The sequence below is a fragment of the Pantoea sp. MBD-2R genome (assembly GCF_039134845.1).
Taxonomy (GTDB): Bacteria; Pseudomonadota; Gammaproteobacteria; order Enterobacterales; family Enterobacteriaceae; genus Erwinia.
This window is the reverse complement of the sequence record NZ_CP152417.1, coordinates 2,913,005-2,925,450: the sequence shown is the minus strand read 5'-3', so window position 1 is coordinate 2,925,450 and position 12,446 is coordinate 2,913,005. Positions and strand designations below refer to the sequence as shown.

Here is a 12,446-nt window from a genome sequence, read left to right as displayed (position 1 = left end):
CTTGTATATTGGGTTAATCAAAGAACGGAATCAGCAGACCATTGCGCAAGAATAGCGTGATAAGGTTTGATGAACTGCTCTTCGGTAAACTTTCCCTGTTCGATTGCCAGCTGGCTACGTTCTTCTCGATCATAAACGATGCGAGTTAAAGAATAATCCTGGTGGTTCAACTTTGGTTGATAGTGTTTTGCTGCTGCAGAGTTAGCATTGTAAATCTCAGGCCGGTAAATCTTTTGGAATGTCTCCATCGTGCTGATGGTACTGATAAGCTCAAGATTAGTGTAATCGCCGAGTAAATCGCCGCTAAAATAGAAGGCCAAAGGCGCGACGCTGTTTGCGGGCATAAAATAGCGAGCCTGCAATCCCATTTTAGAGAAATAGTGATCGGTCAGGGAAGGTTCATCCTGCGCATATTCGATGCCCAACACCGGATGCTCGTTACCCGTACGGTAATAGGTATTTTTACTTGATACACTCAGACAAATAACCGGCTGTTTACTGAACTGTTCTTTGTAGTTATTTGAATTTACGAAGCATTTAAAGATGTTACCGTGCAAATCGCCAAAGCTGTCAGGAATAACGAATTCGGCTCTGTTTTTATTATGCTCAGGCAGCAACACGCTAAAATCATAATCCCGTACGTAAGAGGAGAAATTGTTGCCGACAATGCCTTCAAGACGTTCGTTGGTTTTTTTATCAACGATATTCGTTTTTAAGATTTCAATCACCGGGAAGGTCTTACCGTTGCCTTCAACATCAATTTCTGCGGAAATGATTTCAAGCTCAACAGAGTAACGATCGCCTTTGGGATTATCCCAATGCGCCAGGGAATTGAAACGATTGTCAATCATCATTAAGGCGTTGCGCAAGTTCCCCTGGCGGTTCTCGCCCCGGGCCAGGTTAGCGAAGTTGGTCGTGATGCGCGTGTTTTTAGAAGGGTTATAATTCTCATCGAGAGAAGTACGCTTAATGGTAAATGCAAAGTCTTTATTCATCGTCATCCGCTACCCTAATTTCTGAGATAAAACTGAATTTATTTATTTCCGGAGTTTCTGGTTTTATTCAGAGTTTTTAATGTTGTTTATGGTTAATAATATTGTCTATTTTATACCTAAGTCATTGATTAAGTGAAAGTGATATAAATTCAACGAACATGAGCCATTTTCATGATCGGGATCAAGGAGTATGGCTGTTGCCCTTTTTCCACGCTCTTTTCAAACGGCCCTCCATACAAAGCAAATCTACCACCGGTCCTGACTCGCCGAAAAAGAAAGACGAATCTTTGTGCAGACGCCAACAAAGGAGCAAACAGAATGAGGCGTCTACACTTATCCATACGGCTACTTGATGAGCATATTATGGATGCGATACGTGGTTTTATCGAAGCGAAATGATGTACTGGAACGGGAACAGATAGTGACAAAAAATCCGTAACGGAACCTCACACCTTTATCATGGAGAGGCAAATGACTAACCACAATGCAGCGCTGATCGCTTCACGACTGGCGCTAACCGCAGAGCAACGACAACAGACGCGCGCAGCGCTTGCACAGGGAAAGCAGGCAGAACCGGATCGGCGACGCGCGCAGCGCTACGCTTTTCAGCAACGGACCCGGCAAAGCGTGATCGTGGGGGATACTAACGATCTGCTGCCGGTTTCTTTTTTGCAGCAGGGGATAACTTCGGCGCGAGCGGTGGCGCTGATCAGGGAAGATGGCGTGCCGAAGGGCAGTGGATTTCTGACGCATGGCAACCTCTTTATCACTAATCACCATTTATTACCTGAACCGCCTGCGCAGGGTGTCATAACCGTGCAGTTCGGCTATCGTCAAAGCGAAACGGGCGAAATCATTGATGGCCGACTTTATACGGTGGACGCGGACCGCTTCTGGCTTACCAGCCCGACAGAAGAGTATGACTGCACGCTGATCGCGCTGGGCGAAGCCGTTAACGGCAGCGGCGAGGCGCCTTTGCCGCTGCCGCTTAACGATCGCAACGATAAGCATGCGCTGGGTATCAACCTGAATCTGATTCATCATCCGGGCGGCGCGCCACAGCAGATCACGCTGCGCAACAACGCGTTGCTGGCACGGCACGAGCAGTTTCTGCATTATGAGGCCGACAGCGAGGGCGGATCGTCCGGCGCACCCGTATTTAATGACGGCTGGCAGCTGGTGGCGCTACATCACGGTGGCGTTGAAGACAACGGCAAGTGGGTTAACGAAGGCATTCGTCTCAGCGCGTTAACCGACTGGCTGAAAGGCGAACTGCCGCAGCTTTCTGTTGAAATGCAGACGCAGCTGATGCAGGCGTTAACCTCTGATGCCACGCCGCTGCGGTCTGTTGCCAGTGCTGCGCCACCGGATGAAAATTACCGCAATCGCGATGGCTTTCAGGCCGATTTTCTTGGTACATCTGTTGATATTGCCGCTATCATCGCACCGCGTGTGGCGGAAGTGGCACCCTTGCGCGACGGTAGCAAAGGCGCTGAAGCCAGGCTCGACTATCAGCATTTTTCGCTGTTAATGAGCGCCGAACGAAAACTGGCCTTTTTTACCGCAACCAACATTGATGGGGCCAGCTACATCAACATCGATCGCGACAGCGGGCAGCCTTCGTTGTTACCGGAGGGAGACCGCTGGTATGAAGACAGCCGCATCGACAGCCGCTACGTGACCGGACAGGCTTTTTACAGCGAGTTCAGCCGCTGGTTCGATCGCGGTCATCTTACCCGTCGTAGCGATCCGACCTGGGGCAGCGCCGCCGAAGCCGTTCGCGCCAACAAAGACACCTTTCACTTTACCAATTGCTCTCCGCAGCATTTCCGCTTCAATCAAAGTGTGCAGTACTGGCAGGGCGTTGAGCGCTATATTCTTGAATTCGGCGTATTGCAGTCAAAAAAACGGATCAGCGTTCTTACCGGCCCGGTGCTTAACGATCGGAGCCGGCAGTATGCAGATTTACAGGTGCCGCTGATGTTCTGGAAAGTCGTTCTGCGTACCGGGCCACAAGGGAAGCCTCAGGCCACTGCGCTGCTGGTCAGTCAGGACAAACTACTGGATGAGCCGCGCCGCGTGTTACCGCGGGCGCAGCCCGAAACGGTGCCCAATGTGGATGAATACCGTGTCTCCGTCAGCGCGCTGGAAACCCTGACCGGCCTTAATTTTAGTGCTTTCCGTGACTGGGACAGCTGGCAGCCGGATGCCGCACTGCTGGCGCAACCGCTACCCGCGAAGCTGATTATGACGTGGCAGGATCTGCTGTAAATTTAAGTAAAAATGAATGCTTTATAACAATGACAAACCGATGATGTTTCCCAAAATTTGTCGCTATTTCCCTGTTATTCAGGGCTAATATTCAGGAGTCAACAAGCAAAAGATGCATCATTTAACCCTCTTTCGTACGATAACGGCGTTGGCCCTTATGATTGTGGCGGGTTGTTCCTCCCATACTCCTGAAGAAGCGGACAGCCGCGCAAAAGATAAAACGGCCCATCGGGCCAGCGAGCCGGATCTTATCCCGGTCATCGCAGCATTACATGACCAAATGTACGCGTGGGAAGGCACGCCCTATGAATGGGGAGGCACAAAGCTTTCGGGCGTGGACTGCTCTGGCTTTGTCTGGCGCACTCTTAAAGATCGCTTCAACCTGCCGATGAAACGCGTGACCACCAGTCAGTTAATTCAGATGGGCAAACGTATCGATCCCGATCGTTTGCAGCCCGGCGACCTGGTTTTTTTCCGTATTAATCGACAGATGCACGTCGGTTTTTACGATACCGAACGTTATTTCCTGCACGCTTCCGCCAGCCAGGGCGTGATGCGATCCTCACTGGATAACGTGTACTGGAAATCTGTTTTTCTTGAAGCGCGCAGGTTGCCAAACGAACATGGCGCACAGATATCATTCAATTATGATGAAGAACATAAACGCGTGCTGGCTAAAAACTAAGGGCTGCTCACCATTTACAGGTATAATCCCACGCATTCTTCAACAGGCTTAGATACGAAAATGACAAAACTCACCTTACAAGAGCAGATGCTAAAAGCTGGATTAGTGACCAGCAAAAAAATGGACAAAATTCAAAGGACGGCTAAAAAATCACGGGTTCAGGCTCGTGAAGCCAGAGAAGCGGTGGAAGAGAATAAAAAAGCGCAGCTGGAGCGTGATAAGCAGCTGAGTGAACAGCAAAAACAAGCTGCCTTGTCGAAAGAATACAAAGCTCAGGTGAAACAGCTGATTGAAATGAACAAAATTGTCATTTCAAAAGGCAATATTGATTTTAACTTCACCGATAATAATTTAATTAAAAGAATCGTTGTGGATAAGGCGACGCAGGCACAGCTGATTAGCGGTCGTCTCGCCATTGCCTGTTTGGTTGCTGAAAACAGCGGCGAGAAACAATACGCGATTATCCCAGCGAGCGTGGCCGATAAAATCGCGCAGCGTGACGCAAGCAGCATCGTATTAAACAGCACGCTGAGTCAGGAAGAGCAGGATGAAGAAGATCCCTATGCTGACTTTAAAGTGCCTGATGATTTGATGTGGTAATCAGAACGGGCTCACGCTGCGGCCGTTGATTTGCTCTCCGCTAACGGGATGAACAAAATCCAGCTCGCTGGCGTGCAGCATCAGCCGTGGCGTCTGTGCAGTGCCTGGCAACAGAAGACCGCCATACAGGTCACAGCCCAAAATAGGGTGGCCCAGCAGCTGGCAGTGAATGCGTAGCTGATGGGTGCGCCCGGTCTCCGGGGTGAGCTGTACCCGCGTCAACGGCAGTAACGTCCCATCCTCCAGCTCCTTATAAAACCGCTCAATGACCCGATAGCACGAACGCGCGGGCTTGCCGTTGATTGCGCAAATCGACATCAGCGGGAACAGCGCCGGATCTTTGGCAATCGCCGCCTCGATCACGCCTTCGTTGTCTTCGAGATGTCCGCAGAGCAATGCGCTGTACCTTTTGGTGACGGCGCGCTGGCTAAACTGCTGGCAGAGCGCGGCATTAACCGCTTTATTTCGTGCGATTACCATCAGTCCGGAAGTGCCAAAATCCAGGCGGTGAACGAGGGTGCAGCCGGGAAACAGCTGCACCAGCCGATGATGTACCGAATCAAGGTTTTGCGGATTTTTTCCCGAAAGGCTGAGCAACCCGGCCGGTTTATTGATCAAAGCCAGGTGCTCATCCTGCCAGAGCATCTCTATCTGGTCATGGCACGGCGGGGCAATAAAGCTATCGAAAATCGCAGACATCAGGCTACCGGATGAAGAAGGGGAGCGGATGATAACGGATTTTCAGCCGACTGACGAATCCGGCTGGCCGTGACTCTCTCGCAGAGCTGAAATTTATCGTCCAGACTTAAAGCAAAGACGTAGTCTGCGCAGGCATTGTGATTTACACTGCGCGCTGCAAAAAACTCAGTAGATAAACGATTAAGTAGGCGGTAATGGCGATGAACGGAACGATCACAACCTGGTTTAAAGAAAAAGGTTTTGGATTTATCAAAGATGAGAACGGTGACAACCGTTATTTTCATGTGATTAAGGTCGCCAACCCTGATCTGATTAAAAAAGATGCGGCGGTGACGTTCGAACCCACGACCAACAACAAGGGTTTGTCGGCCTATGCGGTAAAAGTCCTGCCGGAAAGCAAATATATCTATATCGCGGGCGAGCGCCTTAAGCTCACGGCGATCAAATCTTACCTGGTTTACAGCGAAGAAGTCCCTGCCAATACCCGTATTGATAAAGAAAATACGGTGCTCTCTGTTGGCGTACTGATGAACAGCATCAAGCCGAAAACAGCCGCGAAGCCAGATGAAATGCGCACGCTAAAAAAACTGGCGATCACCACCTTCCAGGGCGGGACGCTCATCTTTTCGGAAGATGAGATAGACGTGGATGCCACGGTAAAACTGCTCAAGGTCTGAAATCAGTCAGGCTGAACCCGTGCCGAAATCCTGTGATATTAAGCAGGATTTCGGTACTGAGTAGCTTGCGGGGGACTTCTACCGCACCACAGCTGCTGCTGGTACTGATTTTAGTAAAAGCAAAAAGCCCGCTTAAGTTTCCTTAAGCGGGCTTTTCTAATTTGGCTCCTCTGACTGGGATCGCCTTTGCCAGTAACTGGCTAATAAGTAAGCTAATGCTGAAAGCTCTCCCTGTCAAGACCACCAGAATGACCACCAATCGAAGCAGGTTCTACAAACTGATGTGTGCGGCCTCGTGCATTTGGTGATCGCTACTATTGTCACTGACGCCCCAAGTAGTAGATAACAACGTCAGTTTGTAATATCGGGTTGTTGACCCTGCCCCCGAATATGATCCAGGCATAACCGGCTTCATGTCAGCTGCAATCAGTCGGCAGACCCTTACGGCGTCGCCTGCGTTTTACACCCCAGCCGTTAAGGTTATAAATGCGGTATACCCGCTTGTTGTCTAATCAGTCAATATCAGGGTCAGATGGGGTCTTTGTCGTCTTCGTAGTCATCTGTTGATGCTACAACATGTTGCAAGACATCGTCTTCATTCCTATGTGATTCTCGCAAGGCTTTTACCCTGCAAAGCGTGTCCCGGAATTGAATTTAAAGACGAGCTCACTCTGATTGATCATGACTTTTCGCTTATTAATTTACCGCGTTAAGGCGTTCATTATAAAAAGTTTCTGACTTCCACATACTCAACATCAATGTTGCCAGTTTCCTTGCCAATGCAACAATAACCTTCTTATAGCCCATTCTGTGTCGGAGCTCATTTGCCCATATTGCCAGGCTTGTATCAGTGCCGTAACGGGTTAAAAGGCATGATGCTGCTTCGTAGAGAAGCGTGCGTGTCATTCGGTTTCCCTGCTTTGAGATCCCCCCATTTCTGTCAACCTCGCCGGATTGGTACTTTTTGGGTGTTAATTCGAGGAAGGCTCCGGCATCGCTTACACGTCTGAAGCGAAAAGGGTCGTCAATTGACGTTTTAAAACTTAATGCTGTCAGAACACCCACTCCCGGAACAGATTGCAATATTTGGCAAACTGGATCTTTTCGGGCTAGTTTTTCCAAGATGTAGTTAAACTTTCTTCTTTGCCCGGAAAGATGTTCCCAGGTATCAAGTAACATAATAACTGCAGCTTTGACTGTTTCCAGTGAAGGGGATGACTCGAGAACTGCACGTTCAAAAACACTATTTTTTCCAGGTGGAAGAACAACCCATGAAGGCCCTTCCGACGCAATAACTGCCAGATGAGCCGGTAACCAAAGCGGCGGCCTTCAGGTGCAAACTCGGTGATGCTTAGAGACAGCTGCGCGTCAGCAACCGGACGCAGAGCAGAATAATGGCAGGTTTAAAGGGACAGACCTGCCAGTCTGCAGGCACGACATTGCGACAGACCCGTAACCTCCACGGCTTCCCGCTACTGGTCAGTCGTCAGAACTTTCGGCCCAGAGCCAGCTGAAATAGCATGCTTGCGGCAGAGTTTCAGGGCCGTAACCCCGGGTTCGGCCTCGCGGACAATATTGATGACATTATCGTCGGAAAAGGATTCTTCATGAGGATGTACTCATGTGACGGATGAAGATATTGCTAACCTTGCGGTGTGTTAATCAATGGGAAGCCGGTCAAGAGAGGCTGCCATTACCGATGGCGCGGTTGACTTGATTTCACCAACGTTTCGAGGCTTATAGAATCCATGTCACACCTAGGTTGATCATCATATAATGCATCGTGTATGTAGGTATAATCTTGTCAGCTGCGCTGACAACCTGTGAGTTATTTAGCGTTTATTATGATTTGATTCATCTCTGAGCCCTTTGCTTCACCGTACAACCATCTCTGCAGCAATCGACTGTCTTCAGACAGATCCATATTCTGTCGAGTACATAAATAATAGTCCCTGCCATCATCGATTTCGTGGTCGAAAAGCTTCACCAGTTCGCCTGATGCAAGAAAAGGGGCGATCATCGGCTCCCTCAACAGGCCACATCCCAGACCGGCGCGCACCGCAGCCAACGTCAGCAACCCATCTTCAAAGATGGGACCCTCTTTCCTGAAATGCGTGATATCGAGACTGTTGAACCACTGCTGCCATGCATTCCTCTCCTCATCATGCACTTTTTTTGTTTGTGCCAGGATTTCAGGAGTATCGATATAGCCATGTGTGCGTAAAAAATCCTTGCTGGCAACTGGCACCATTTTCCCGGAGATCAGCTTTTCTGCATTGTATCCCGCCCATTGTCCGGTACCGAAGCGAATAGAAAGGTCAGAGGCATCGCTGTGATAATTACGGTGATTGGCATACACCACGTTAATTTCAATTTGCGAATGGATATTCGAGAATTTAGGCAGCCTGGGAATAAACCAACTCATGCCAAAAAGGGGAATCAGGCTGATAGTCACTTTGCGTGAGGGATTTTGCTCCATGATATGCCCTGTCGCTTGTCGGAGTACCGAAAATGCAGAACGAATGGAGCGGTAATATTCCCTGCCCGACGAACTAAGAACCAGCCGGCGGCCTTGGCGATCGGTTAGCGGCAGCTGCAAAAAGTTTTCCAACACACGAAGCTGATGGCTCACCGCAGAAGGCGAGATATTTAGCTCTTGCGCCGCTGCACTCAAGCTACCTAAACGCGCGATGGCTTCGAACACGCGTACAGCGCGTAAAGGTGGATCATCCGAAAACTCTGTATGTGATGCGAAATCATCATCGATTGATTGTTCTGTTTTTCTCATATAAACCACTATTTCTCAGCGGTGGAAACTCTCTGGTTGAAAATAAGTTAACTTAAATCATATGGTTATAGGTAATTCATTTTGCCATAAGTAAGAATATATACGTATTTTACAATTTTGCTCAATTATCGGATGTTAAGCGCGCAACCGCTAATTCCGGATAACTACTGTGGATACATTTATACAACAACTGATTAATGGCCTGATGCTTGGCAGCATTTATGGCCTGATAGCGCTCGGATACACCATGGTGTACGGAATTTTGCGCATCATTAATTTTGCACACGGCGACATTTTGATGACTGGGGCACTGACTACCCTGTCTGGGATGCAGTTGCTTACTCAACATTTCCCACACTTAAATGCACTGGTCGTACTAACGATTGCCACTCTGCTGTCAATGGGTGTTTGCGCGCTACTAGCAATGGGCATTGAGCGCTTTGCTTACCGCCGCTTGCGCAATGCTCCGCGCCTGGCACCGTTGATCAGTGGTATTGGCCTTTCTGTCCTGCTCCAGACCTGCGCGATGATCATCTGGAGCCGCAATCCGCTGATGTTCCCGCAAGTTTTATCGATGGATCCGATAGCGATCACCGCCGGTGATGCACAGCATCCCCCTGCCATTATTACTGTTACCGGTATTGTCACCTTCCTGCTGGCCTTGAGCGCCATGGCAGGGTTGTGGTTGCTGGTGGAGTTTACTCGGCTGGGGCGCGGTATGCGTGCCGTTGCTGAAAACCCTCGCGTAGCCAGCCTGATGGGCGTCAACCCAAACCGCATCATCACGTTGACCTTTGCCATCGGGGGTGTTTTCGCCGCTCTGGCAGGAGTCATGATGGCAAGTAACTACGGCAATGCCGGATTCTCGATGGGATTCTTACCGGGAATCAAAGCCTTTACTGCTGCGGTTCTGGGCGGGATTGGCAATATTCGTGGTGCCATGGTGGGCGGAGTACTGCTGGGTATTATTGAATCGCTGGGCGCGGGCTATCTGGGAGAGCTAACGCATGGCGTCTTTGGCAGTAATTATCAGGATGTTTTTGCTTTCATTGTCTTAATTCTGGTGTTGGTGTTCCGACCAGCAGGGTTGTTAGGCGAACGCGTGGCACAGCGTGCCTGAGGATAAGACTATGAGCGCTATTTCATTTGAAAATGTACCCAAACGCCGCCTCAATTCAGGCCTGTTATTACTGATCGTGGGCATGCTCATTGCGCCTTGGCTTGCATCTGCCACGGGTGGTAATTACTGGGTCAGGGTGATTGATTTTACTCTGCTCTACATCATGTTGGCATTAGGGTTGAATATTGTTGTGGGCTTTACGGGCCTGCTGGATATGGGGTTTATTGCCTTTTATGCCGTGGGTGCCTATCTCGCGGCGCTTCTGGCGTCACCGCATCTTCTGGATGCCTTTCCCGCCTTGCAGCCCATGTTCTCCCATGGCATGCATACCTCCTATTTGTGGCTGGTGCCGTTAGGCGCTTTTGTTGCGGGTATCTGCGGCATTCTGCTGGGCGCACCCACGCTGGGATTACGTGGTGACTATCTGGCGATCGTCACACTGGGGTTTGGTGAAATCATCCGTATTTTGATGCGTAACCTCGATCGTCCGGTCAATATCACGAATGGTGCAAAAGGCATTTCAGGTATTGATTCCCTGAATCTGTTTGGCCTGAAATTCAGTGGCACTTACCACCTGCTGGGCCAAAAAATTCCGGCACTCTATTTATGGTATTACCTTTTCGCGCTGCTCATCGCGGTCATCATCTTTATCTGTTTACGGTTGCAACATTCGCGCATTGGCCGCGCCTGGCACGCAATTCGTGAAGATGAGGATGTGGCGCGTGCCATGGGTATCAACGTCCGTAACTTCAAGCTGCTGGCATTTGCGCTTGGGGCGTCATTCGGTGGCGTAGCCGGGGTGATGTTCGCGTCTTTCCAGGGGTTTGTCTCACCGGAGTCGTTTACGTTGAACGAGTCAATCGTGGTTCTCGCCATGGTGGTCTTGGGCGGAATTGGGCATGTGCCGGGCGTCATTCTTGGTGCAGTGTTGCTCTCTGCATTGCCCGAAGTACTGAGAAGCCAGGCGATTCCATTGCAGCAGGCACTGTTTGGTAGCGTGATCATTGAACCGGAAATTTTACGTCAGCTGTTTTATGGCCTGGCGCTGGTACTGGTGATGCTGTTCAGGCCTCATGGCCTTTGGCCGGTGCGTCATCCGGGGGTGGCATCATGAATCTGCTGAGCGTGCGTCATTTGCATAAAAACTTTGGCGGTATTAAAGCGGTTGATGATGTCAGCCTGAACGTTAAGGCGGGCGACATTTATGGGCTAATTGGGCCGAATGGTGCTGGCAAAACCACCTGTTTTAATCTCATCACCGGGTTATACCGAGCTGACAGTGGCGAATTTGACCTTGCGGGAAAACCCTATACCCCGCAAAGAATAGAAAAAGTCACGCAAGCGGGTATCGCGCGTACTTTTCAGAATCTGCGTTTATTCAACGAGATGAGTGTGCTGGAAAACGTGATGATCGGCAGGCATGTCCGGACACGTAACGGTTTGTGGGCCGCTCTCTCCCGCCATCGCCGCGCGCGTGCTGAAGAGCGTGAGACCGAAACACTGGCATGGCAGTGGCTTGAATACACCGGTATTGCTCAGTTTGCCCACTATCGCGCTTGCGACCTGGCTTACGGCCATCAGCGCCGGTTGGAAATCGCCAGGGCGTTGGCATCGGATCCCAAACTGCTGGCGCTGGATGAACCCGCAGCGGGCATGAATGCGGCAGAAAAAGTCGCGCTAGGTGGTTTGCTGCGCCGCATTCGGGACGATGGTAAAACGCTGCTGATTATTGAGCACGATGTGAAATTGATGATGGGATTGTGCGATCACATCTCGGTACTGGACTACGGCAAAGTGATTGCATCTGGCCATCCAGAGACGGTGCGTCGCCATCCTGCGGTGATCAAAGCTTATCTGGGAGGCCATGCACATGTCTGAGCCTGCGTTACAGATCAAGGATCTTAGCGTGCATTACGGCGGCATACAGGCCGTACGAAGCATCAATATAAGTTTGCAGCCGGGAGAGCGGGGCACGCTTATCGGCGCGAACGGCGCAGGTAAAAGCTCCACCGTACGCGCTATCTGCGGTTTGCAGCCTTACTCCGGCGAGATTTTCTGGCAGGGGCAATCCATCAAAGGTTTGCATCCCAATGAGTTGGTCCAAAAAGGCATTGTGCTGGTACCGGAAGGACGCGGAATTTTTACGCGCATGACAGTGCTGGAGAATCTGCAAATGGGAGCCTGGCACCGCCGTGACCGCACCCATGTTCGCCACCACATTGCGCAGCTAATGGAACAGTTTCCTCGCCTTGCTGAACGAAAACAGCAGCTGGCTGGGCTGCTTTCCGGTGGGGAACAGCAGCTTTTAGCGATTGCCCGAGCACTGCTCAGCAATCCGAAATTACTCATCCTGGACGAACCCTCCATGGGGCTGGCGCCCATCATGGTGGAGCGCATCTTCGAGGTTATCCACTCTCTGCGTACCACTGGCATCACATTACTGCTGATCGAGCAAAACGCGCGGCTGGCGCTGCAAGCCACCGACCACGCTTGGGTGATGGACAGTGGAACCATACCCTATCAGGGGCGCTCGGATGCGTTGCTGAACGACGATCGTATTCAACAAATTTACCTGGGCGAATTGCCCATTTAACTTCACCAACATCAGGGA

12 protein-coding genes and 1 pseudogene are annotated in these 12,446 nt (G+C 50.4%); 8 read left to right on the top strand and 5 right to left on the bottom strand.

The annotated features are described in order from the left end of the window. Positions 1–17: 17 nt before the first annotated feature. Positions 18–995, bottom strand: coding sequence for a DUF1852 domain-containing protein (locus AAGQ96_RS13605; protein WP_147198734.1), 978 nt, complete (start codon positions 993–995; stop codon positions 18–20). Between the two features lie 471 nt (positions 996–1,466). Here AAGQ96_RS13605 and AAGQ96_RS13600 point away from each other — a divergent pair, with 471 nt between their 5' ends. The 3 genes from AAGQ96_RS13600 to AAGQ96_RS13590 all read left to right on the top strand — a co-directional run bounded on the left by AAGQ96_RS13600 (position 1,467) and on the right by AAGQ96_RS13590 (position 4,551). Continuing rightward, positions 1,467–3,266, top strand: coding sequence for a DNA/RNA non-specific endonuclease (locus tag AAGQ96_RS13600; protein ID WP_342753826.1), 1,800 nt, complete (start codon positions 1,467–1,469; stop codon positions 3,264–3,266). A 112-nt stretch (positions 3,267–3,378) separates the two neighbouring features. Then, the gene (locus tag AAGQ96_RS13595; RefSeq protein WP_342753825.1) at positions 3,379–3,951 is read left to right on the top strand and encodes an NlpC/P60 family protein; all 573 of its coding nucleotides are present in this window, start codon (positions 3,379–3,381) and stop codon (positions 3,949–3,951) included. 60 nt (positions 3,952–4,011) lie between these two features. Then, a complete protein-coding gene (locus tag AAGQ96_RS13590; protein WP_342753824.1) occupies positions 4,012–4,551 on the top strand; it encodes a DUF2058 domain-containing protein in 540 nt (179 codons plus the stop codon). On the opposite strand, the gene AAGQ96_RS13585 is transcribed toward AAGQ96_RS13590, so the two are convergent. Beyond that, positions 4,552–5,250, bottom strand: coding sequence for an RluA family pseudouridine synthase (locus AAGQ96_RS13585; protein WP_147198728.1), 699 nt, complete (start codon positions 5,248–5,250; stop codon positions 4,552–4,554). It abuts the gene before it with no gap. A gap of 194 nt (positions 5,251–5,444) precedes the next feature. On the opposite strand from AAGQ96_RS13585, the gene AAGQ96_RS13580 reads away from it, so the two are divergent. Continuing rightward, complete coding sequence (locus tag AAGQ96_RS13580; protein WP_147198727.1) at positions 5,445–5,927, top strand: cold shock domain-containing protein; 483 nt, start codon at positions 5,445–5,447, stop codon at positions 5,925–5,927. A gap of 696 nt (positions 5,928–6,623) precedes the next feature. Here AAGQ96_RS13580 and AAGQ96_RS13575 read toward each other — a convergent pair. From AAGQ96_RS13575 to AAGQ96_RS13565, 3 genes and pseudogenes are all read right to left on the bottom strand, one after another. Beyond that, positions 6,624–7,106 (bottom strand): transposase, encoded by a 483-nt coding sequence (locus AAGQ96_RS13575; protein ID WP_342753823.1) that lies wholly within the window; start codon positions 7,104–7,106, stop codon positions 6,624–6,626. 92 nt (positions 7,107–7,198) lie between these two features. Continuing rightward, positions 7,199–7,507 (bottom strand): annotated as a pseudogene (locus tag AAGQ96_RS13570) (IS3 family transposase); the annotation flags it as partial. Positions 7,508–7,755: 248 nt separating this feature from the next. Beyond that, positions 7,756–8,715: a LysR substrate-binding domain-containing protein gene (locus AAGQ96_RS13565; RefSeq protein WP_147198725.1), complete on the bottom strand. Its 960-nt coding sequence runs from the start codon at positions 8,713–8,715 to the stop codon at positions 7,756–7,758. Between the two features lie 169 nt (positions 8,716–8,884). Between AAGQ96_RS13565 and AAGQ96_RS13560 the strand changes: the two genes are divergently transcribed. Genes AAGQ96_RS13560 through AAGQ96_RS13545 form a run of 4 tightly spaced genes read left to right on the top strand, consistent with a single transcriptional unit; the run spans position 8,885 to position 12,428 of the window. Further along, positions 8,885–9,835, top strand: coding sequence for a branched-chain amino acid ABC transporter permease (locus AAGQ96_RS13560; RefSeq protein ID WP_147198724.1), 951 nt, complete (start codon positions 8,885–8,887; stop codon positions 9,833–9,835). A gap of 10 nt (positions 9,836–9,845) precedes the next feature. Then, positions 9,846–10,949, top strand: a complete 1,104-nt coding sequence (locus AAGQ96_RS13555) for an ABC transporter ATP-binding protein (protein ID WP_147198723.1) — start codon at positions 9,846–9,848, stop codon at positions 10,947–10,949. Then, a complete protein-coding gene (locus AAGQ96_RS13550) occupies positions 10,946–11,713 on the top strand; it encodes an ABC transporter ATP-binding protein (RefSeq protein ID WP_147198722.1) in 768 nt (255 codons plus the stop codon). The genes AAGQ96_RS13555 and AAGQ96_RS13550 overlap by 4 nt, the downstream gene beginning before the upstream one ends. Then, positions 11,706–12,428 carry an ABC transporter ATP-binding protein gene (locus AAGQ96_RS13545; protein WP_147198721.1) on the top strand — a complete coding sequence of 241 codons (723 nt, stop codon included), beginning with the start codon at positions 11,706–11,708 and terminating at the stop codon, positions 12,426–12,428. The genes AAGQ96_RS13550 and AAGQ96_RS13545 overlap by 8 nt, the downstream gene beginning before the upstream one ends. Positions 12,429–12,446: the final 18 nt, after the last annotated feature.